Annotated in this window: 18 protein-coding genes and 1 pseudogene; 8 read left to right on the top strand and 11 right to left on the bottom strand. The window is 74.1% G+C overall.

Annotated features, from left to right (window positions below; genetic code table 11):
* Together FRCN3DRAFT_RS55160 and FRCN3DRAFT_RS0218695 are read right to left on the bottom strand one after the other, a co-directional pair.
* Nucleotides 1–270: pseudogene (locus FRCN3DRAFT_RS55160) on the bottom strand (hypothetical protein); the annotation flags it as partial.
* Nucleotides 267–848: a SigE family RNA polymerase sigma factor gene (locus FRCN3DRAFT_RS0218695; protein ID WP_007518960.1), complete on the bottom strand. Its 582-nt coding sequence runs from the start codon at nt 846–848 to the stop codon at nt 267–269. The pseudogene FRCN3DRAFT_RS55160 and the gene FRCN3DRAFT_RS0218695, both read right to left, overlap by 4 nt.
* Nucleotides 849–982: 134 nt before the next feature.
* Here FRCN3DRAFT_RS0218695 and FRCN3DRAFT_RS0218690 point away from each other — a divergent pair, with 134 nt between their 5' ends.
* Entirely contained in the window at nt 983–1,684 is a 702-nt protein-coding gene (locus tag FRCN3DRAFT_RS0218690) for an alpha/beta fold hydrolase (protein ID WP_007518961.1), read from the top strand.
* Nucleotides 1,685–1,728: 44 nt separating this feature from the next.
* Here the strand turns inward: FRCN3DRAFT_RS0218690 and FRCN3DRAFT_RS0218685 are convergent, their stop codons facing one another.
* Both FRCN3DRAFT_RS0218685 and FRCN3DRAFT_RS0218680 read right to left on the bottom strand, forming a co-directional pair.
* Entirely contained in the window at nt 1,729–3,297 is a 1,569-nt protein-coding gene (locus tag FRCN3DRAFT_RS0218685; RefSeq protein ID WP_007518962.1) for a hypothetical protein, read from the bottom strand.
* Between the two features lie 2 nt (nt 3,298–3,299).
* Nucleotides 3,300–3,998, bottom strand: coding sequence for a hypothetical protein (locus FRCN3DRAFT_RS0218680; RefSeq protein ID WP_007518963.1), 699 nt, complete (start codon nt 3,996–3,998; stop codon nt 3,300–3,302).
* 274 nt (nt 3,999–4,272) lie between these two features.
* Between FRCN3DRAFT_RS0218680 and FRCN3DRAFT_RS0218675 the strand changes: the two genes are divergently transcribed.
* Nucleotides 4,273–4,860: a sugar O-acetyltransferase gene (locus tag FRCN3DRAFT_RS0218675; RefSeq protein ID WP_007518965.1), complete on the top strand. Its 588-nt coding sequence runs from the start codon at nt 4,273–4,275 to the stop codon at nt 4,858–4,860.
* 60 nt (nt 4,861–4,920) lie between these two features.
* Here FRCN3DRAFT_RS0218675 and FRCN3DRAFT_RS0218670 read toward each other — a convergent pair whose 3' ends face one another.
* Complete coding sequence (locus FRCN3DRAFT_RS0218670; RefSeq protein ID WP_007518967.1) at nt 4,921–5,748, bottom strand: class I SAM-dependent methyltransferase; 828 nt, start codon at nt 5,746–5,748, stop codon at nt 4,921–4,923.
* Between the two features lie 149 nt (nt 5,749–5,897).
* Between FRCN3DRAFT_RS0218670 and FRCN3DRAFT_RS0218665 the strand changes: the two genes are divergently transcribed.
* Nucleotides 5,898–6,914 carry a GlxA family transcriptional regulator gene (locus tag FRCN3DRAFT_RS0218665; protein ID WP_007518969.1) on the top strand — a complete coding sequence of 339 codons (1,017 nt, stop codon included), beginning with the start codon at nt 5,898–5,900 and terminating at the stop codon, nt 6,912–6,914.
* A 37-nt stretch (nt 6,915–6,951) separates the two neighbouring features.
* Here the strand turns inward: FRCN3DRAFT_RS0218665 and FRCN3DRAFT_RS0218660 are convergent, their stop codons facing one another.
* Entirely contained in the window at nt 6,952–7,563 is a 612-nt protein-coding gene (locus FRCN3DRAFT_RS0218660) for a hypothetical protein (RefSeq protein WP_007518971.1), read from the bottom strand.
* 304 nt (nt 7,564–7,867) lie between these two features.
* On the opposite strand from FRCN3DRAFT_RS0218660, the gene FRCN3DRAFT_RS0218655 reads away from it, so the two are divergent.
* Together FRCN3DRAFT_RS0218655 and FRCN3DRAFT_RS0218650 are read left to right on the top strand one after the other, a co-directional pair.
* Nucleotides 7,868–9,061 carry an MFS transporter gene (locus tag FRCN3DRAFT_RS0218655; protein WP_007518973.1) on the top strand — a complete coding sequence of 398 codons (1,194 nt, stop codon included), beginning with the start codon at nt 7,868–7,870 and terminating at the stop codon, nt 9,059–9,061.
* A 177-nt stretch (nt 9,062–9,238) separates the two neighbouring features.
* Nucleotides 9,239–10,033 (top strand): DUF6585 family protein, encoded by a 795-nt coding sequence (locus FRCN3DRAFT_RS0218650; protein WP_007518975.1) that lies wholly within the window; start codon nt 9,239–9,241, stop codon nt 10,031–10,033.
* Nucleotides 10,034–10,090: 57 nt separating this feature from the next.
* Here FRCN3DRAFT_RS0218650 and FRCN3DRAFT_RS0218645 read toward each other — a convergent pair whose 3' ends face one another.
* The 4 genes from FRCN3DRAFT_RS0218645 to FRCN3DRAFT_RS0218630 form a co-directional block, all read right to left on the bottom strand.
* Nucleotides 10,091–12,070 carry an ABC transporter ATP-binding protein gene (locus tag FRCN3DRAFT_RS0218645; protein WP_007518977.1) on the bottom strand — a complete coding sequence of 660 codons (1,980 nt, stop codon included), beginning with the start codon at nt 12,068–12,070 and terminating at the stop codon, nt 10,091–10,093.
* The gene (locus tag FRCN3DRAFT_RS0218640) at nt 12,067–13,803 is read right to left on the bottom strand and encodes an ABC transporter ATP-binding protein (RefSeq protein ID WP_007518979.1); all 1,737 of its coding nucleotides are present in this window, start codon (nt 13,801–13,803) and stop codon (nt 12,067–12,069) included. The genes FRCN3DRAFT_RS0218645 and FRCN3DRAFT_RS0218640 overlap by 4 nt, the downstream gene beginning before the upstream one ends.
* A gap of 369 nt (nt 13,804–14,172) precedes the next feature.
* A complete protein-coding gene (locus tag FRCN3DRAFT_RS0218635; protein ID WP_007518981.1) occupies nt 14,173–14,778 on the bottom strand; it encodes a Clp protease N-terminal domain-containing protein in 606 nt (201 codons plus the stop codon).
* 65 nt (nt 14,779–14,843) lie between these two features.
* Nucleotides 14,844–15,056: a hypothetical protein gene (locus tag FRCN3DRAFT_RS0218630; protein WP_007518982.1), complete on the bottom strand. Its 213-nt coding sequence runs from the start codon at nt 15,054–15,056 to the stop codon at nt 14,844–14,846.
* A 256-nt stretch (nt 15,057–15,312) separates the two neighbouring features.
* On the opposite strand from FRCN3DRAFT_RS0218630, the gene FRCN3DRAFT_RS0218625 reads away from it, so the two are divergent.
* Nucleotides 15,313–16,335, top strand: coding sequence for a tyrosine-type recombinase/integrase (locus FRCN3DRAFT_RS0218625; protein WP_007518984.1), 1,023 nt, complete (start codon nt 15,313–15,315; stop codon nt 16,333–16,335).
* 72 nt (nt 16,336–16,407) lie between these two features.
* A complete protein-coding gene (locus tag FRCN3DRAFT_RS57150; protein WP_007518986.1) occupies nt 16,408–18,000 on the top strand; it encodes a toll/interleukin-1 receptor domain-containing protein in 1,593 nt (530 codons plus the stop codon).
* A gap of 50 nt (nt 18,001–18,050) precedes the next feature.
* Here the strand turns inward: FRCN3DRAFT_RS57150 and FRCN3DRAFT_RS0218615 are convergent, their stop codons facing one another.
* A complete protein-coding gene (locus FRCN3DRAFT_RS0218615; RefSeq protein ID WP_007518987.1) occupies nt 18,051–18,614 on the bottom strand; it encodes a MarR family winged helix-turn-helix transcriptional regulator in 564 nt (187 codons plus the stop codon).
* A 187-nt stretch (nt 18,615–18,801) separates the two neighbouring features.
* Between FRCN3DRAFT_RS0218615 and FRCN3DRAFT_RS45160 the strand changes: the two genes are divergently transcribed.
* On the top strand, nt 18,802–20,353 hold a 1,552-nt coding region (locus tag FRCN3DRAFT_RS45160), incomplete at its 3' end, for an MFS transporter (protein ID WP_007518989.1).

Here is a 20,353-nt window from a genome sequence, read left to right as displayed (position 1 = left end):
CACGGGGGCGCGGCCGCCCGGACGCGCGCCGCCGGTGAGCACGACGACGATGGCGATGACCGCGGCCGCGGCGAACGCCGTGACGGTCACCGGCACCGCGGCGGCGAGACGGCGACGGCGGCGCGCCGCCGGGGCCGCGGCGAACGCGGCCGGGACCAGTCCGGGGGGCGGGGTGGCGCGTACCTCGCTCGCGGCGGCCCGGAGCCACTCGACGGTCGCCACGTCGGCGGGCTCGTCCCGGTCGGCCGCCTGGTGACGGGTGGACTTCACGGCGTCTCCATTCCGCGGGGCGCGGTCGACAGCGAGGCCCGTCCGCGCGCGCTGGGCTGGGCGGCGAGGGCGGGCGGGCTGAGGGCGGCCACGGCCGGGTCGGCGCGCAGCTTCGCCAGACCCTTCGACGCCTGGCTCTTGACCGTGCCTTTCGAGCAGCGCAGCAGCGCCGCGACAGCCTCCTCCGACATGTCCTCGCAGTAGCGCAGGATCACCACGGCCCGTTGCCTGGGCGGCAGGGCGGCCAGCGCGGCGGCGAGCCCGGCGCGGTCCTCGACGGCGGCGAGCTGCGCCGAGGCCTGCGCGGTCTCCGGTGGGCTCTCGACGAGGACATGGTGGACCCGGCGGCGACGGAACCGGCTCGTGTTGGCGTTGATCATCACCCGTCGGGCGTAGGCGTCGAGCCGGTCGTGGCCGGACACGCGGTGCCAAACGACGTAGACGTGGGTGAGCGTCGTCTGGGTCAGGTCCTCGGCCTCCTGCGTGTCCCCGGTGAGCAGGTAGGCGAACCGCAGCAGCCCCGCCGCGCGCGGTTCGAAGTAGGCGGCGAACCCGTCATCGCCGTCAGCTGATCGCATGTGACCTCCCGTCCTACAGAGGCGACCGCCGCGCCGCGAGGTTGCCCCACGCCCCGCGGGCATCCGCGGTCCGACCGATGAGTCACGTGCCCGAGCGGCGTCTACCGGGAAAGCCATCGAAGAGACGAGGCGAGATGACCGATGTGGACACGCGGACGGTACGGCGAGCGCGGACGTTCGCGCTGATCCCCGGGGCCGGGGGGGCGGCCGTCTACTGGCAACGGCTCGCGCCGCTGCTGCGCGAGGCCGGGCACGAGGCCGTCGCCGTCGACCTGCCAGGCGGCGACCCGGACGCGGGCCTGCCCGAGTACGCCGCGCTGGTCGCGGCCGCGGTGGACGGCCGGGACGACGTGGTACTGGTGGCGCAGTCTCTCGGCGGGTTCACCGCGCCGCTGGCGGCCGACCGGGTCCCGGTCAGCGCGATCGTGTTCGTGAACGCGATGATCCCCGTGCCGGGCGAGACACCAGGTGCCTGGTGGGACAACACCGGGCAGTCCCAGGCCCGCGTCGACGCCGCCGAACAGGGTGGCTACAGCGCCGAGTTCGACCTGGAGACCTACTTCCTGCATGACGTGTCCGCCGAGGACTTCGCCGCGATCCGGGAGGATCCTCGCCCCGAACACGACGTCGTGTTCGAGTCCACGTGCGCGTTCGACGCCTGGCCGCCGGTCCCGGTCCGGGTGGTCGCCGGCGCCGATGACCGGTTCTTCCCCGTCGAGTTCCAGCGGCGGGTCGCCCGGGAGCGCCTTGGCGTCGAGGCCGACGTGCTGCCGGGTGGCCACCTGGCAGCGCTGTCCCAGCCCGAGGCGCTCGCAAGGTACCTCGTCGACCTCTGACCCGCCCGGCGCAGGGGAGCCCGTGCGGACGACGCCGGCCCGGGTCAGCCGGCGTCGTCGAAGAGATCCTCCAGGTCCGCCGCCCCGGGGTCGTTCGACTCGTGGCCGGCCGTCCTCGGGGCGGCGTCGGACTCGTCGTCGAGGGCGGCGAGGCGTTCGGCGACCGCCTGGGCCAGCTCGGCCGACGCCGCCTCGCCCAGGTCGTCGAGACAGGTCGCCAGCGACTCCCACAACACCGGCTGGGTCGGCTGCAGCGAGATCGCCGGCACCATCGCGTCGAGCGCGCCCTGGCGCTGGCCGAGGCCGCGCAGGCACTGTGCGGCCTTCCAGTGGCCGACGTCGCACCACGGGAAGTCGTAGACCAGCCGCTGGGCGGCGACGGCACCGTCATGCCAGCTGCCGGCGTCGGCGAGCTCGGTGATCGTGGCCAGCGCGGCCATCACCTCGGCGACGTCGCGTTCCTGCGGTAGTCCGCCTGGATGGTCGGCGACGTCGCGGGGCGGGCCCGCACGCACGAACGGCGGTGCACCGCCGTTCCTGGTTCGCAGCGCGGCCGCGACCCGCCATGACGGGGTGAACCAGTGCGGGGGCGTCGGCCGGACCAGCAGCTCGTCGGGCACGAGCTGCCGCTCCGCGCGAAACCGCCGCCCGGCGGTGCTGGTGCCCAACCGCGCCGCGAGCGCCGCGGCCACGTCGTCCTCGTAGGCGAGGCAGGCGGGCAGCGACCCGCCGGCGAACGCGACCATCAGTGCGGCGACGTCGGCGCGCTGCTCCTCCAACTGGGCGAGGATCGCGCGGACGCTCACCGACGGGCGGGCGAGCGCCGTGGCGACGGCGGTCTGCGCGACGGCGACGAGCCGCGACAGGGTGTGCAGGCCGACCAGCCAGGTGTCGAGGTCGGGCGCGGCCAGGGTGTCGCGGCGGGCCGTGAGCACCGCCTCCAGGATCCGGGTGACGATCCGCGTGGCCGCCGGCGTCGCCACGTCCAGCGGGGTCAACCAGGCGGCCGGGACCGTGGCCGGTTGCCCGTCCTCGTCGGCGAGGTCGGCGGCCAGGGGGGCGCGCAGCTGCGCCGGGGTGGGCTCGGCCGCGGAGGCGATGACCAGGATGCCGGCGACGTCCCCGGCCGAGCGGGGGTCGAGCACGTGACCGCGGGCGACGAGCTCGAGAAGGTGGTCGATCGCGGCCGGGATCCCGCCGTCGGCCGCCGCGGGCAGCGCCACGGCGAACAGGTGCGCGGCCTCGGCGGCCGCCGGATCGTCGGCGGTGATGATCCAGCTCCGGATCCCCAGCAGGGTACCCGCGAGCCGGCCTGGCGTTACCGGACCGTTGTCACCCTGGCTCGCGTGGTCGCCGGGCGATGCGGCGCCGGCAGCGTGGTCGGTGGCGTGGGGCGGCGGTGCGTCGTCCTCGGCGTGCGGCCCGGTGCCGGCGTCCAACGCGTCGAGCGCCTCGGTGATCGCGAGGCCCCGGTCGAGGAGGTGGCCGGTCAGCGGCTCCGGGTCGTCCAGCCGGTCGACGACGGTGAACGTCGCGACCAGCTCCAGCTCGCGCAGCAGCTGCCCCGCCAGCAGGGAGAGCACCGGATGGAGGTCGCCCGCGGCGGCGCCCACCGTCAGACCACCAGGCCGGCGATGCTGACAAGGTCGGCGAACCGGGAACCGACCACCTGGTAGCCGCGGATGAGCCACTCGCGTAGGGAGAGGCGCCCCGTCCGCTCGTAGCGGATCTTCCGGGCCGCCAGGCGCGCGCCCAGCCGGGTGCCGAAGTCGTCGTCCGGCCCGTCGCGGCCCACCTCGTCGGCGAGCGCGAGAACCTCCCGCAGCCTCGCCGCCACGTCCGCAGGGCTGGCGAGCCCTGCGAGCCCGACGTACACCGCGTCGGGTTCCCGGCCATCGGGGTCGAGGGTCTGGAAGAACACGATCCCCGGCAGCGGCGGCACCGCCGCGTCGGCGAATAGCAGGCGGACCAGGTCGTACGACGGGTGGCCGCGGGCGTCGAAGTCTATCCAGCTGGTGAATGCGTCCGCGCCGAGCGGCACCGGCGCCGAGGCGGGGGCGTCGAGGGCGAACAGGACGAGCAGGTTCGGCCCGCTGTCCGCGGCGAGCGCGCCACCGCGGACATAGTCGGCGACCGCCTGGTCGGCACCCGGGTGGAACGCGAGGAACGCGGTGACCGGCGCGACCCGCGAGAGCGCCGCCAGGGTCGGCCGGTCCAGCAGCTTCGCCGCGTCCCTGACATCGCCGGCGAAGTTCTTGAGACCCGGGTCGGCGGTCAGCTCCTCCAGGACCGTCAGCAACGAGAGTGCCAGCATGTCCGTCCTCGCGGTGGGCCGAAGTGGGCCGAAGGTGACCAGGTCGGATGCTATCCGTGTCCGGCGGCCGAACGGGCCCGAGCCTGCGGTCGTCTGGTAGCCGTAGTCGACGTGCTGCCCGGCAGGCGGCCACCTGTGGCGCTGTCCCAGCCGGACGCGTCGGCGCGCCATCCGATCGGTCTGTGCATCGGCGGGCGAATGGTCACGGCGTGGGCGTAGCGTGCCGGTGCCAGGTGGGACCGGCCCACGCGGAAGTCCGGGAGGCGGGACGGCGATGTCCGAACAAGCCACGGCCGGGCAGGCGGCGATGTCCGAACAGAAGCGGCGGATGCTCGCTGGGGAGCTGTACCACGCGGGGGACGCGCAGCTGACCGCCGACCGGCTGCGCGCCGCTCGTCTGCGCGAGCGGTACAACGCCACCCGCGCGCACGAGCCGGAACTGCGCGCCGAGATCCTCGACGAGCTGCTGGGCACGGTCGGGGAAGGGGTGGAGATCCTCCCACCGCTGCACGTCGACTACGGCTACCAGACGACCGTGGGCCCGGGCACGTTCGTCAACACCGGTGCGGTGCTGCTCGACGTCGCCCGGATCAGTCTCGGCGCCGACGTCCAGATCGGCCCGGGCGTCCAGCTGCTCACGCCCACCCATCCGCTCGACCCGGTCCTGCGCCGCACCGGCCGCGAGGCCGGCGAGCCGATCACCATCGGCGACAACGTGTGGCTCGGCGGCGGCGTCATCGTGTGCCCCGGTGTGACCATCGGGCAGAACTCGGTCGTCGGCGCCGGCGCCGTCGTCACCCGCGACCTGCCGCCGAACGTGCTGGCCGTTGGCAATCCCGCCCGGGTGATCCGCGCCCTGTGACGCTGGGCCGCCGTCCGGCTCGGTGCCTCGCCGGGGGTCAGCGTGGACGGAACCGGCGGGTCAGGGCTTGGTGGCGCGCAACGAGTACAGGAGCGGGACCCGAGGGACACCGGGCGGGAAGCGGTAGAGGCCGTCGTCGCCGCGGACCAGGGTGTCGAACCGCTGGGACGGCGAGCAGTCGTGCTCGTGGAGGAACTCCAGCCGCAGCCCGGCGCCGATGACGGCGGTGACGATCGACCCGAGGGTGTGGTGGTACTCGACGGTCACGTTCGCGTCGGTCTCCGCGTCGGGGTCGGCGTAGCTGCCCTCCTCCTCCCAGACGACCGGGCCGATGTCGAAGTAGTCGAGGTCGAACGTCGATCCCGACTCGTCGTCGAGGACGTCCTGCACCGGATGGGTCTCGGCAAGGTAAAGGAAACCGCCGGGGGCGAGCAGCCGGGCGACGACCTCGGCCCAGCGGGCGACGTCCGGCAGCCAGTTGAGCGCGCCGATGCCGGTGTAGACGATGTCGAACGTCTCACCCGCGAGGACGGCAGGCGCGTCGTAGACGTCCGCGGCGACGAACCGGGCCGGCAGGTCCAGCTCCCTGGCCAGTGCCTGCGCCGCGTCGACCGCCGGGGCGGAGAAGTCCAGCCCCGTGACGGTCGCGCCGCGGTGCGACCAGGACAGCGTGTCCAGACCGATGTGGCACTGCAGGTGCAGCAGCCGGGCATCGGTGACGTCCCCGACCTCGGCGGTCTCGAAGTCGCGCAGCACGTCGGGCTCGGCGAGAAACTCGTCGAGGTCGTAGAAGTCGCTCGCGAGGTGGATCGGTACCCGCTCGTCCCACCAGGCCCGGTTGGCCACCGTTCCGTCGCCGGGCCCGGCCCGCTCACCCAGCTGCGTCACGCCGGTGACTGTAGCCCCTCGGCCCCGTTCCTTCTCTCGATTAATCCGCGACCCCGGGACCAGTTCACCTGCGCACACCCGAACAGTGGGTCAGGACCACCCGCGGACCACCGACTGGCGGGAACTCGGCGGTCGGTTAGATTCCAGCCATGACGACGTTCCTTGCGGCCCCGCCGGCGGTGGTGGGAACGGTGGGCCGGCATCTGGTGGCCGTGCTCGCGGTCGACGGGGTGGTGCCGTTCGACCTGGCGGTGCCGGTGGAGGTGTTCGGCCGGGCCCGGTTCGCGGACGGACGGCCCGCCTACCGGGTCGTCGTCTGCGCGGCCAGGCCGGGAGCCGACGTCGAGGCGGGGACGTTCACACTGCGGGCGCCTCACGGGCTGGAGGCGCTCGCCGAGGCCGACACGGTCGTCGTGCCCGGCACCGGTGACGTGGCCCTGCCCGTCGAGGCGGCCGTCGTCGACGCACTGCGGGCCGCCGCCGGCCGCGGGGCACGGCTGGCGTCGGTCTGTTCGGGCGCGTTCCTGCTCGCCGCGGCCGGGCTGCTCGACGGGCGGCGGGCGACGACGCACTGGCTGGGAACCGAGCAGCTCGCGGCCCGGTACCCGGCGGTGGACGTCGACCCGGGGGTGCTGTTCGTCGACAACGACGGGAAGGTGCTCACCTCCGCCGGCGCGGCGGCCGGGCTGGACCTGTGCCTGCACATGGTCCGGGCCGACTTCGGGTCGGCGGTGGCCGCCGACGCGGCGCGGCTCTCGGTCATGCCGCTGGAGCGGGCCGGCGGCCAGGCGCAGTTCATCGCGCACGAGCCGCCGGCGCCCGACGGGGTCTCGCTGGAGCCGCTGCTGCGCTGGCTCGCCGACCACCTCGACCGGGACCTGTCCCTCGACGACATCGCCCGCCAGGCGGCGCTGTCGACACGCACCCTGACGCGACGGTTCCGGGAGCAGACCGGCACCACCCCGGCCCAGTGGCTGACTCGCGCCCGGCTGCGCCACGCCCAGCAGCTGCTCGAGTCCACCGACCACCCGGTCGAGTGGATCGCCACCCAGGTCGGCTACGGCTCGCCGTCCACGTTCCGCGACCGTTTCCGCCGCCTCGTCGGCACCAGCCCCCAGTCCTACCGCCGCGCCTTCCGCGCCCCCGGCGTGGCCAGGGCGGCCTGAGCCGCACCGGCATCCGGCCCACGGGCCCGTCAGACCGTCAGACGCCGGTGGTCGAGCCAGGTCGGACGATCATGAGGACGACGACGGCCGCCCAGAGCAGGTTGAAGATGCCGGTGGTCATCGCGAGCCGCGCGGCCACGCGTGACAGGGGCGGCCGGGCGTCGGTCCCCGCCTGGACCGGGGACGTGACGGCGACCGGCCCGGCGGAGTCCGTCGCGACGATCGCGGCGTCCGACCCGGACACACCCTCGCCGGCGGCGGAGAAGGAGGGGGCGTAGGCGGGCTGCGCGGCCTCGGGCGGGACGGTGCCGGGCAGGGCGGCGAGCGCCCGGCGCTGGCCGGGGAGGATGACGGCGGCGAGCAGGGCGGCCGCGGCGGCGGTCAGCACGATGGAGATGATCACCCAGGTGTCGCCGAAGACGTGCAGCGGGCCGGCGGTGGCCAGGCCGAAGAACGGCACCGCGATCCCGAGCAGCGCGTAGACCCGGCAGGTCCGGTGCAGCGCCCTCGGCACGTTCGCCGCCGAACCGTCCACCGGTCCCGCCGCCGCGAGCCGCAGGTACCGGGGGAAGATGCTGGCGGCCACGGCCACCGGCCCGATCGCGAGGATCGCGGCGAGCACATGCAGGCTGAGCAGGATCTTGGCCACGGATCGGTCTTCTCTCCACGGGTCGTCGAGGTCGGTTCCCGACGCTACCGACGCGGCAGCCGGCCGAGCAGTGGCCAGAACGCCACATGCCGCCGGATTCCGGCCAGCCGTTCCGCCAGCCCGCCCGGTGGAACCGCCCTCGCCGTGGAACCACCTTTGCGCCGGGCCGATGGGCCTTAGGCTGTTGACCGTGACCTGGCGACATTGATCCCACCAGCGACAACCCGAACGGCGACGAAGCCCGGCGCGGCCCGAACGGGCGCTCGCGCGGCGGCTGTACCTCTACGCGTTCCTCGAGGAATGCGTGCCGTTCTACCCCCTCTACGCGCTGCTGTTCGCGGACAGCGGGGTGTCGACGGCGGGCATCTCGGCGCTGTTCGCGCTGTGGTCGGCCGCGACGTTCCTGCTCGAGATCCCGTCAGGGGTGTGGGCGGACGTCGTCTCCCGGCGTCGGCTGCTGACGTTCGCCCCCGCGCTGGACGCGGCGGGCTACGCGTTGTGGGTGGCCGTGCCGTCGTTCTGGTCGTTCGCGACGGGGTTCGTGCTGCTCGGCGCCGGAACCGCCCTGCGTTCCGGCGCGTTGCAGGCGCTCGTCTACACCGAGCTCGACCGGCTTGGCGCCACGGCGGCCTACCCCCGGCTGATCGGACGTTCCCAGGCGGCCGGCGGCACCGCCGGCCTGCTGGCCACCGTCCTGGCCGGCCCGCTGGTGGCCGCCGGCGGCTACACCGCCACCGGCGCGGTCAGCGTCACCGCGCTGCTCCTGTGCGCCGCCGCCGGTCGCGCCCTGCCGGAACAACCGGCGCCCCAGCCGCCGGGCGGCCAGGACCGGTCCCGTCGGGACGGCACCGGCGCACCGCCCGGCGACGACGACGACGCGATCCTGGGTGAGGAGCGGTCGGGGCTGGCGGTGCTCCGGTCGGGACTGGCCGCGGTGCGGCGGACGGCGGCGGTGCGCCGGGCGCTGCTGCTGTCGGCGATGCTGACCGTCGTCGGAGCACTCGACGAGTACGTGCCGCTGCTCGTCCGTGACACCGGCGCCGCGCCCACGGCCGTGCCGGTGTTGGTGGCGGTCGTGGTGGCCGGGTCGACGCTGGGCGGGCTGGTCGCGGGCCGCGGCGGCCGGTGGCTCATTCCTCTGCTGTTCGCCGCCGCGGTCCTGCTGGCCCTCGGCGCGGGCAGCGGGGCGCCGGTCGGCGTCATCGCCGTCGCCGTCGCGTTCGGGATCTTCTACTGGGCCCTGGCGCAGGCCGACGCACGGCTGCAGGACAGCCTCGACGACAGCTGCCGCGCCACCGTCACCTCCCTGTCCGGAGCCGGCATGGAGGCTGTCGCCATAGCCACCTTCGCCGCCTACGGCGCGGGCGCCGACGGGCTGGGTCTGCCGGCCCGCTGGCTGTTCGCCGCCGCCGCTGGCCCCTACCTCCTGCTCGCCCTGGCCGCCCGCCGCCGCGGTACCCGGCCGCGCGGCGTCAGGACCCGTCGCGGCCCGGCCTAGCCGGCAGCGGCAACCAGCCAGAAAGACCAGTGTGTCGCCGTGGCTGTGGAAGATCTGGCGCAAAGTCGATCACCATGGTTCACTGTCCGCACCGCGCCCGGAGCCGGACATCAATGTCGGAAACCGCGCCGCCTTCTTCCCCATATTCGACACATTCGACGGCTGGAGTGGGTCCTCATGGCAGAGCAGGCGCCGCCGCCGTGGGTCCTCGCCGCCGCCGCCGAGCGCGATCTCGGCGCCTTCGAGAGCGCTCATAGATCCATCCGCGTCCTACAGCTGATCGGACCCCTGGCCCTCCTGGCTCTGATAGTCGTGATCTTCAGCAGTTCCGCGGGTGCCGTCGTCGAGACACTGTCCATCGCCATCGTGGTCGTCATCCTGGCGGCCGTGCTCGCCATCGGGCTGCTGAACGGACGACGCCTGTACCTGTTCGCAGGCGGCATCGTCACCGATGGCCCCCGTGCGAAGCACCGGAACACACTCGCCTGGGCCGACGTCAGCCACATCGCGATCTACCTGTCGCGGGCACCGCTCTACCTGCTGGTACTCGCCAACGGCGGCACGGTCACGGTGGGATACTTCTTCCGGAATTCCAGCCAGGTCGTTCAGGCCGTCGAGGACCGGGTCTGCCCGCGGCTGCTGCAGGAGAGCCTCGCGGCCGTGGAGTCCACCGGGATCGCCGAGTTCGGCTCGCTGCGCGCGGAGCGGGCCGGGCTCGCGAGCGACACCGGCGAGCATCTGGTCGCCTGGCAGGACATCAGCAAGTTCCTGGTCGAGGACAACCAGCTCAAGGTCTACAGCGCGCAGAAGCGGTTGCTGCCCGTCGCGCTTGCATCGCTGCGCGAGCTCCGTGATCTCCCTGTCCTGATGAGCGTGATCACACACTTCACCCAGAAGGCGGGACCTCCGTTGCGCCGAGAAGGCCTCTGGGCACGGTGGTTCTCGACGGCGCGGTCCCGTCCGGCGTCGTGACCGGATGACCCGGCCGGCCGACGGCCGGCCGGGTCATCCGGTCACCTCCCCGCTCCGTCAGACCTCGGCGACGGCCTGGGCGAACTGCGCCTGGTAGAGGCGGGCGTAGGCGCCGTCGGCCGCCAGCAGTTCCTGGTGGGTGCCCTGCTCGACGATCGAGCCGTGCTCCATCACCAGGATCGTGTCGGCGTCGCGGATCGTGGACAGCCGGTGGGCGATGACGAACGCGGTCCGCCCGTCCCGCAGCTGCGACATGGCCCGCTGGATGAGCACCTCGGTGCGGGTGTCCACCGAGCTGGTCGCCTCGTCGAGGATAAGGATCTGCGGGTCGGCGAGGAACGCCCGGGCGATCGTGATGAGCTGCCGCTCGCCGCCGGACACGCCGGTGCCCTCGTCGTCGAGGACCGTGTCGTAGCCGTCGGGCAGGGTGCGGGCGAACCGGTCGACGTGGGCGGCCTTCGCCGCGGCGATGACCTGCTCGCGGGTGGCGCCGTCGGCGCCGTAGGCGATGTTGTCGGCGATCGTGCCGCCGAACAGCCAGGTGTCCTGCAGCACCATGCCGGTCGCCGCGCGCAGCTCGTCGCGGGTCATCGTCGCGATGTCCACGCCGTCCAGGGTGATCCGCCCGCCGGTGACCTCATAGAACCGCATCAGCAGGTTGATCAGCGTGGTCTTGCCGGCGCCGGTGGGGCCGACGATCGCGACCGTGTGGCCCGGCTCGGCGACGAGCGACAGGTCCTCGATGAGCGGCTTGTCCGGCTCGTAACGGAACGCGACGTGCTCGAACGCGACCCGGCCGCGCACCTCGGCGGGCCGGGCCGGCTCGGCCGGGTCCGGGTCCTGCTCGGGGGTGTCGAGCAGCTCGAACACCCGCTCGGCCGACGCCACCCCGGACTGCACCAGGTTCGCCATCGACGCGACCTGGGTGAGCGGCATCGAGAACTGCCGGGAGTACTGGATGAACGCCTGCACCGAGCCGATCGACAGGTCACCGGAGGCGACCCGCAGCCCGCCGACGACCGCGACGAAGACGTAGTTCAGGTTCCCGATGAACATCATCGCGGGCTGCATCAGACCGACGATCGCCTGCGCCCGCCAGCTCGCCTCATAGAGCTTCTGGTTCTGCTCGGCGAAGATCGCGGCGGACTCCTCCTGCCGGCCGAACGACCGCACCAGCATGTGCCCGGTGTACATCTCCTCGACGTGGGCGCCGAGCCGGCCGGTGGTCTTCCACTGGTTGACGAAGTGCGGCTGCGCGAACTTCCCGATCCGCGCCGCGAGCAGCATCGACAGCGGGACCGTGACGAGCGCGATCAGTGCCAGCAGCCAGGAGATCCAGAACATCACCGCGAGCACGCCGATGATCGTCAGGACGGACTGGACGAACTGCGCGATGCTCTGCTGCAGGCTCTGCCCGAGGTTGTCGATGTCGTTGGTGACCCGGGACAGCACCTCGCCGCGCTGCGCCCGGTCGAAGTAGCGCAACGGCAGGCGGGTGATCTTCTCCTGGACGTCGCTGCGCAGCTGGGACAGCATCCGCTGCAGCGCGGCGTTGGTGAGCCGCGCCTGCAGCACGGAGAAGACGCCGGCGAGCAGGTAGACGGCCAGCACCCAGCCGAGCACGGCGCCGATGGCGTGGAAGTCCATCCCGGCGCCGGGGGTGACGTTCAGCGAGTTGAGCAGATCGGCCTGGGTGCCGTGACCGGTGGCGCGCAGGTGGGCGACCGCCTCGGCCTTCGTCGTGCCCGCCGGCAGGTTCCTGGAGAAGACGCCGGTGAGTACCAGGTCGGTGGCGCGGCCGAGCAGCTTCGGGCCGCTGACGTTGAGGGCGACAGCGAGGGCGCACAGCACCAGCGAGGCGACGAGCAGCCGCCGCTGTGGGCGCAGCAGCCCGAGCAGGCGCCGCGTCGACCCTCTGAAGTCCGCGGACTTCTCGACGCCGCCGCCCATCATCATCCGTACTGCCGGGGGGCCGCCCCCCGCCGCCGGGCGCGGCGCCGGCGGCGCCCCGCCTGACCGGCCGTTGGGGCTCGTCATGCGGCCGCCTCCTGTTCGGTGAGCTGGGACAGCACGATCTCCCGGTAGGTCTCGTTGCCGGCCATCAGCTGGTGGTGGGTGCCGACGCCGACGACCCGGCCCTCGTCCAGGACGATGATCTGGTCGGCGTCGCGGATCGTCGCGACCCGCTGGGCGACGATCACGACCGTCGCGGCCGCGGTCTCGCGGGCGAGCGCAGCGCGCAGCGCCGCGTCGGTGGCGTAGTCGAGCGCGGAGAACGAGTCGTCGAACAGGTAGATCTCCGGGCGCCGCACCAGCGCGCGGGCGATCGCGAGCCGCTGGCGCTGCCCGCCGGAGACGTTCGTGCCGCCCTGCGAGATCGGTGTGGCCAGCCCGTCGGGCATCGCCTCGACGAAACCGCGGGCCTGGGCCGTCTCCAGGGCCTGCCAGAGGTCGTCGTCAGTGGCGTCCGGGTTGCCGTAACGCAGGTTGGAGGCCACGGTGCCGGTGAACAGGTAGGGCTTCTGCGGGACGACGGCGACGGTGGCGGCGAGCAGCGCCGGATCCAGCTCGCGGACGTCGACGCCGTCGACGAGCACCGCCCCCTCGGTGACGTCCATCAGCCGCGGGATCAGGGACAGCAGCGTCGACTTGCCCGACCCGGTCGACCCGATGATCGCGGTGACCTGGCCGGGGCGGGCGACCAGGCTGACGTCCCGCAGCACCGGCTCCTCCGCGCCCGGGTAGCGGAACCCGACGCCGCGCAGCTCCAGCTCGCCGTGCCGCGTCACCAGCATGACCGGCGCGGCGGGCGGCAGCAGGGTCGTCTCGGTGTCGAGAACCTCCCTGATCCGCTCCGCGCACACCTCGGCGCGGGGGATCATCATGAACATGAACGTCGCCATCATCACCGACATGAGGATCTGCATCAGGTAGCTGAGGAACGCGGTGAGGGCGCCGATCTGCATAGCCCCGGAGTCGATGCGGTGCGCGCCGAACCAGAGGACCGCGATGCTGGAGAGGTTCACCATGGTGAACACCAGCGGGAACATGAGCGCCATCAGCCGGCCGAACCGCAGTGAGGTGTCGGTCAACTCCGCGTTGGCGACCCCGAACCGGGTCCGCTCGTGGTCGTCGCGGACGAACGCCCGGATCACGCGCAGGCCGGTCAGCTGCTCGCGCAGCACCCGGTTGACCGTGTCGAGCCGTTCCTGCATCGCCCGGCCCAGCGGGCTCATCCTGCGGATGATCAGTGAGATGATGATCGCCAGCGCCGGTACGACGACGATCAGCAGCGTCGAGAGGCCCACGTCCTGGTGGATCGCCAGCGCGATCCCGCCGATGCACATGATCGGCGCCGAGATCATCATGGTGAAGCCCATGAGGACGAGCATCTGCACCTGTTGTACGTCGTTGGTTCCCCGGGTGATCAGCGAGGGGGACCCGAAGTGGGCGACCTCGCGGGCGGAGAACGACTGCACCCGGTCGAACACCGCGGCCCGCACGTCCCGGCCAAGCGCCATTGACGTGCGGGCGCTGAAGAACACGGCCCCGGCGGAGCACACGATCTGCCCGACCGTGATCGCCAGCATGATCCCGCCGACCCGCACGATGTAACCGGTGTCCCCGGTGATCACCCCGTGATCGATGATGTCGGCGTTCAGCGTCGGCAGGTAGAGCATCACGAGCGTCGCCGCGAACTGCAGCGCGACGAGCGCCGCGAGCTGCGGGCGGTAGGGCCCCAGATGGGCCCGCAGGAGTCGGATCAGCATGCGGTCGCGGTCCCTCTCTGCGACGGGGCGGGCGGTGACGACGCTCGCGCACGGGTGTGACAGCTGGTGGCCGCCGGGCGGCGCGGACTGGCCAGCGCGCGGGCGGCACGTTCGGACACTACGGACTCACCTCCAGGCGAGGTCAAAGACATTTCGACGCGTTCCCGCGCCGGACAACCGGCGGCCACCGGCGGCCAGGGTCCCCGACGGGTGGCCCCGCGTGACGGCCACGCCGGTCCTGACCGGCCGGCCGGTCAGTGGTCAGTTCATTGAAGCGGACGCGCTGCCGCGCCTCGCACCCGCGGTCTGGTGGGATCCGGCGGCCTCCTCCCTCCGACCGGGATCTGGCCGGAGGAGGGTGGCGTCCTCCTAGGGGGACGGGTCGCCGAGCTGGGTCCGGATGGCGGCGCGGTCGACGCCGAGCCGGTCGAGCAGCGTGGCGGCCGGGTCCGGTGGCTGGCGTTCCAGCAGTGCCAGCAGCAGGAGCTCCGGGGTGACCCGGCGGTCGGGGCTGGTGGGCGCGGCGACGACGGCCTCCGCCAGCACCGCGCGGGCGCCGGAGCTCAGCCCGGCACGCAGCTGGACGATCTGCGCGGGCGTCGGCCGGCGACCTTCCCGGCCGAAGAGAGCGGCGCGACCGTCCAGGTCCTCGGCCGGCCCGTCGCCCGCTCCCGGGCCGCAGCCCGCTGGCGGCCCGGGGGGCCACGGCTGCGCGTCGTCGTCGCCCGGCGCCCCGGCCGCCGTCGTGGCGACGGCGATGCCGAGCGCGGCCAGTGCGTCCCCGTCCAGCATGGCGAGCGCCCCGCGTGCCTCGGCCAGGCCCACGCCGAGCGCGCGCGCCGCGTCGGTGCCTGGATGACGCAGGACGCCGAGGAGCAGGTGCTCGGTGCCGATCCGTCGATCGCCGCGCAGCCGCGCCTCGGCCAGCGCGGCGCCGACGACCCCACGGGCACCGGGGGCGAAGCGAGTGGGCATCGGCCGTTGCCTCCTTCCTCGTACCGCTCGAATGCGTCCCGCTCGCATGGCGCGCCGGCCGGTCGCTAACTGGCCGCGCGACCGTGCTTGGCGTGCGCGGACTGCCGGGACACCCCCAGGGCGTCGCCGATCTGCTCCCACGACCAGCCGTGCTCCCGGGCCGTCGCGACGGCCTGTGTCTCGACCTGCTCGGCGAGTCGGTGCAGCGCCCCGACCGCCCGCAGGCCGAGGGCCGGGTCGCCGGCCCGTACCCGCGCCAGCAGATCGTCGACGTCCATGTCCGTCAGTTTGAACTGACATTCCGCCCCTTGTCAATTCAGACTGACAGGAGGATCCCGCCAGCGGGCCGGCCTTGCCGGCGCGCGGCGGGCGGGAGAACACTTCTCCCATGGCCACCGGACCCGAGCCAGCCGCCGACCGCGCCCCGCGGACGACCGCGACGACGTCGACGACCTCGCCGGTGGCCGGCCGGGCGGTGGGGAGGTCGTCCGGCTGCCCGCGAGGGGCGACGCCGAGCTGGCGCCGGCCGGCGACATGGAGCTGAGCACGGCGCTGGCCGACCGGGTGACCCAGTACGCCCGGGCCGCGCGGGCGACCTCGACCTGGCGGGCCTACGACACCGACCTGCGGCACTTCCGCGCCTGGTGCGCCGCCCAGCCGACGGCCCCGGCGGCGGTGCCGGCGGGCGCGCTGACCGTCGCCGGCTACCTCGCCGCCCTCGCGGACGCCGGTTACAAGCCGTCGACGATCCGCCGGCGCCTCGCCGCGATCTCGGTCGCCCATCAGCTCGCGAAGGCGCCCAACCCGGCGACGTCCCCGGAGGTCGCGACCGTGTGGGACGGCATCCGCCGGGTCCACGGCGCCCGCCCCGCCCGCAAGGAGGCACTGGAGACGTCACTGCTCACCCGCGTCCTCGCCGCGATCGACGAACCACCCGCCGATGCGGCGGCGGGTACCGACGCGCCGGCGGGGAACGTGGCACCAGACCCGGCGCCGGGCGCGGCGGCCGCCACCCTCGCCGCCGTCCGGGACCGGGCGTTGCTGCTCGTCGGATTCGCCGGCTGCCTGCGCCGTTCCGAGCTGGTCGGCCTCGACATGGCCGACATCGAGGTGACCCCCGACGGGCTGGTGCTGTCGGTCCGCTCGTCGAAGACCGACCAGGAGGGCCTCGGCGCGCTCGTCGGCCTCGCCTACGGCTCCTACCGGCCGACCTGCCCGGTACGCGCCTGGCAGGCATGGGCCGCCGCCGCGCGGCTCACGGCGGGTCCGGCGTTCCGCGGGATCAACCGGCACGGCCACGTCGGCGCCGGCCGGCTGCACCCGGGCTCGGTGGCCCGGATCGTGCAGCGGCGGGCCGCGGCCGCGGGCCTGGATCCGGCCGACTTCGCGGGCCACTCGCTGCGTTCCGGGTTCGCGACCGCCGCCGCCCGCGCCGGCGTCAACGACCGGGCGATCATGCGGCAGGGCCGGTGGCGCTCGGCGTCCTCCCTCGACAGCTACGTGCGCGCGGGGCGGCTCTTCGACCGCGACAACCCGTCCGGCCGCGTCGGTCTCTAGCGGCGTCCCGCGGGTCCACCTGGTGTGGGGCCGGCTGGGACGGACGGCGGGCCACGTGGGAGGCTCGCGGACGTGACAACGGGCAGCGTGACGGGCGGATCGGCGGCACCAGGCGGCGTCCGGTGGGACCTCGCGGTGAGTTTCGCCGAACCTGACCGCGGCTGGGCCGACTGGCTGGTCTGGCAGCTGCAGGACGCCGGCCGGCGGGCCACCGCCGAGCCGCTGCCCGCCGGCCGCCCGGGCACGCCGGCGGTGGCGGCCGCGCTGCGGACCGCCGCCGGGCACGCCGACCAGGTCATGGTCGTCCTGTCCGCCGCCTACCTCGCCGCCCTCGGTGACGACGAGGCACCCGACGCGCCCACCGGTGGCCAGGGCCAGGAGGCCGACCCGGGCGAGGCACCGGCCGTGGGGCTGATCGTGGCCCGGGTCGAGGACCTGCCGCGGCCCGCGCTGCTGCGCCGGGCCGTGTCGTTCGACCTGTTCGGCCTGGAGCCGCCGGTTGCCCGTGAGTGGCTGCGCCGCCAGCTCGCCGCCCTGCCCACCGCCACCGCCCGCGCCGGGGATCCCGCGCCGGCACCTTCGAGCGCAGCCCCGCCCGTTCCACCCGCCCCGGGGGCGCCCACCTCGGGCGCGGCGGCTCCCTCCGAGGCGCGGCCGGCGGAACCGGCAGCGCCGGAGGCCACGGAGACGGCGCCACGGATGCTCGCCGAGGTCCCGGGGCCGCACTCCCCGATGCGCGCCGTCGTGTTCCCGTCGACCGGGGGCATGCTGGTCAACGGCGCCCAGGACGGCAGGGTCCGGCTGTTCGACCTGGCGAACCCGAACCGGCCCACCCTGCTCACCGTGATCGAGTACGGCTCCCGGCTGAGCCAGGAGTGGGTCCGGGCACTCGCGGTCAGCGCCGACGGCACCCGCGTCGCCGTCGCCGGCGACGGGAGGCGGGTCGCGCTGTGGGACATCACCGATCCGTCCGCGCCGGAGGAGGTCTTCTCCGAGCACGGCCACCGTCACTACATCCGCGCGGTCGCGCTCAGCCCCGACGCCCACCTGATCGCATCCGGCGGCCAGGACAAGGTCGTCGCCCTGTGGGACACCCGCCGCTCCGGGCCGGACAGCCTCCTCGTCACGCTCACCGACCACCGCAAGGGGCTGCGGACCGTCGCGTTCAGCGTTGACGGGCGGCGCCTGGCCACCGGCGGCGACGACGACGTCGTCCTGCTCTGGGACCTGGCCGACCCGGCCAAGCCGACCCGGATGGCGACACTCGCCGCGCACCGCGACTCCGTGCACGCCGCGCTGTTCGTCCCCTCCGGGACCCTGCTGGCCACCGCCGGCGGCGACCGGGTCGCCCGGCTGTGGGACGTCGCGAGCCCCGCGCACCCGGAGCCGGTCGCCGACCTCTCCGGGCACCGCAAGGCCGTGACGGCGCTCGCGGTCACCGCCGACGGCCGCGGGCTCGCCACCGGCGGCGCCGACGGCGCCGTCCTGCTGTGGGACCTCACCGACCCGGCCCATCCGGCGCGGGTCGCGGCGTTCGCCGCCGGGCATGGCGGTATCAACGATTTGGCGTTCTCCCGCGACGGCGCCCTGCTCGCCGCCGCCTGCGCCGGCAAGGCCACCATCCTGTGGAGCACCGGCAGCCTGCTCGCCGCCGCGCGCCACTGATCCGAGGCTCGCTCAGTTCGAGGTCCGGCTCAGGGCCGGATGGGCCCTGCCTAGGCGTCCGAGTGGCGCTCGCCAGGGAAGCCATGGATCGCGGTGTGGTACTCGAGGACGCGGGTGAGCAGCCGCACCAGCTCGGCGCGCTCCGGGGCGTCCAGGGGAGCGAGGATCGCGTCCTGGAGGTCCGCGGCCACCACGTCGAACTCCGCCAGCCGTGACCGGCCGGCCGGGGTGATCGCGATGATGTTGCGGCGGCGGTCGGCCGGGTCCTGCGTGCGCTCGACGTGGCCGGCCTGGACCAGCTCGTTGGTCATGGCCGCGACGTCGCTGCGGTCGAAGCCGCAGCGACGGCCGAGGTCGGCCTGGCTCGACGAGCCGAACTCCTCCAGCGAGGCGAGCAGCGCGTAGTGGTAGCGGCGGCCGCCGACCGCGGTGAACGCCTCGGCGGTCAGCCGGTGCGAGTGCACCGCCGTCTTGTTCACCAGCCAGCCGGCGAGCCCGCGGACCCGGGCCGGCCAGAACGCGGCGAGCGTTCCGGCGACGGTCGACCCCGGGGGGCACGCGGCACCCGCCGCGGCCTCCTCGGTGCCGCCCGTGTCGGTACGACCCTCACCCACCCGGCTCCACCTCCACACTCGACGATTCCGCCACATATTTGTTGGCGCTACCCACGAATCTTGTTAGTGTTGGCAACACCAACGTTGGTAGTTCCCATGATAGTGCCGCCGGAGCCTGGCATCCCACACCTGGTTTCGGCGCTCGGCACCGAGACCCGCCACAGCGCGGGACGAGGGTGGAAACGCGATGAGCACCGACACGTCACCGACGCGGCCCGCCGCCCCGGCCGCCGCGCAGGCCAGCCCAGACCAGGACGACGGCGCGACCGACCCGCGGCGCTGGCGGGCGCTGGCCGCCGCGGCGCTCGGCCAGCTGATGGTCGCCGCCGACTTCACGATCATGAACATCGCGCTGCCATCCGCGCAGCGCTCGCTGCACATGTCCGACCCGAACCGGCAGTGGGTCATCACGATGTTCGCCCTCGGCTACGGCGGCTTCCTGCTGCTCGGCGGCCGGGTCGGCGAGCTGCTCGGCCGCCGCCGCGCGCTGCTGATCGGCCTGGCCGGCTTCGCCGCCGCCTCCGCTCTCGGCGGCGCCGCCGTGAACACCGAGATGCTGCTGGCCGCCCGCGGCCTGCAGGGCGTCTTCGGCGCCCTGTTCACCCCCGCCGCGCTGGCCCTGCTCGGCACCACGTTCACCGTCCCGGCCGAACGCGCCCGCGCCTTCGCCATCTTCGGCACGGTGATGGGCTCGAGCTCGGGAATCGGGCTGATCGCCGGCGGGCTGCTCACCGGCTACCTGTCCTGGCGCTACAGCCTGTTCATCTCCATCCCCCTGGCCATCCTCGCGAGCATCGTCACGATCAGCGCCGTGCCCGCCAAGGCCGCCCGGCCCGCCCGCGGCACCGCGGCGGCCGCGGCGGCCAACGCGGCGCGGCCGCGGCTCGACGTGCTGGGAGCGCTGCTCGCGACCGTCGGGCTGATGGCACTCGTCTTCGGGTTCTCCCGGGCCGAGACCCACGGGTGGGGCGCGACGACGACGGTCGTGTCGCTGGTCGCCGGTGTCGGGCTGCTGGCGCTGTTCGTGCTGGTCGAGTCGCGGACCGCGAGCCCGATCCTGCCGCTGCGGGTCATCGCGCACCGCGGCCGCGGCGGCTCCTACCTGGCGACGTTCAGCCTGGGCGTGGCCGTCTTCGCGGGGATGTTCTTCCTGACCTTCTACCTGCAGGAGGTGCTCGGCTACTCGCCGACCCGCACCGGCCTCGCCTTCCTGCCGCTGACCGCGGGGTTGATCATCGGGGCGCGCATCGTCGGCCGGCTGATCGTGCGGCTGCCGATCCGCAACCTGCTGGTCACGGGCCTGGTCAGCGCCGCGGTCGCGCTCGCGCTGATCGGCCTGCTGCGGCCGGACAGCTCCTACTGGACCGGCGCGCTGCCGTCGCTGGTCGTGCTCGGCTTCGGGATGGGCTGGGTGATGATGCCGGCGAACAGCATCGCCACCCTCGGCGCCGGCCGCGACGCGGGCGTCGCCGGCGGCGCGGTGATGACCTCCCAGCAGATCGGCGCGTCCCTCGGGCTCGCGCTGCTGGGCACCATCGCCGGCACCGCCACCTCCGGTTACCTGGGCTCCCACCCGGCGGCCAGCGGGATCGCGGCCCACGGGCTGCTGACCGCCGCGACCGTGCACGGCTTCAACGTGGCCAGCCTCGCCGGCGCGGCGTTCCTCGCGGCCTCGGCCGTCGCCGTCTTCCTGGTCGTCGGCGCCCGCGGGTCCACGGCCACCGGCGGCGCCACCGGGC

It is taken from the genome of Pseudofrankia saprophytica (assembly GCF_000235425.2).
Taxonomy (GTDB): Bacteria; Actinomycetota; Actinomycetes; order Frankiales; family Frankiaceae; genus Pseudofrankia; species Pseudofrankia saprophytica.
Note: the sequence above shows the minus strand (reverse complement) of the source record. Positions and strands in the feature narration are given on the sequence as shown.

Bases quoted from the DNA above. Each gene is read 5' to 3' on its own strand.
- FRCN3DRAFT_RS0218665 (WP_007518969.1), top strand. From the start codon at position 5,898: ATGACGACGTTCCTTGCGGCCCCGCCGGCGGTGGTGGGAACGGTGGGC.
- FRCN3DRAFT_RS0218675 (WP_007518965.1), top strand. From the start codon at position 4,273: ATGTCCGAACAAGCCACGGCCGGGCAGGCGGCGATGTCCGAACAGAAG.
- FRCN3DRAFT_RS0218635 (WP_007518981.1), bottom strand. From the start codon at position 14,778: ATGCCCACTCGCTTCGCCCCCGGTGCCCGTGGGGTCGTCGGCGCCGCG.
- FRCN3DRAFT_RS0218680 (WP_007518963.1), bottom strand. From the start codon at position 3,998: ATGCTGGCACTCTCGTTGCTGACGGTCCTGGAGGAGCTGACCGCCGAC.
- FRCN3DRAFT_RS0218695 (WP_007518960.1), bottom strand. From the start codon at position 848: ATGCGATCAGCTGACGGCGATGACGGGTTCGCCGCCTACTTCGAACCG.
- FRCN3DRAFT_RS0218625 (WP_007518984.1), top strand. From the start codon at position 15,313: ATGGAGCTGAGCACGGCGCTGGCCGACCGGGTGACCCAGTACGCCCGG.
- FRCN3DRAFT_RS0218690 (WP_007518961.1), top strand. From the start codon at position 983: ATGACCGATGTGGACACGCGGACGGTACGGCGAGCGCGGACGTTCGCG.
- FRCN3DRAFT_RS0218645 (WP_007518977.1), bottom strand. From the start codon at position 12,070: ATGACGAGCCCCAACGGCCGGTCAGGCGGGGCGCCGCCGGCGCCGCGC.
- FRCN3DRAFT_RS0218630 (WP_007518982.1), bottom strand. From the start codon at position 15,056: ATGGACGTCGACGATCTGCTGGCGCGGGTACGGGCCGGCGACCCGGCC.
- FRCN3DRAFT_RS0218650 (WP_007518975.1), top strand. From the start codon at position 9,239: ATGGCAGAGCAGGCGCCGCCGCCGTGGGTCCTCGCCGCCGCCGCCGAG.
- FRCN3DRAFT_RS0218640 (WP_007518979.1), bottom strand. From the start codon at position 13,803: ATGCTGATCCGACTCCTGCGGGCCCATCTGGGGCCCTACCGCCCGCAG.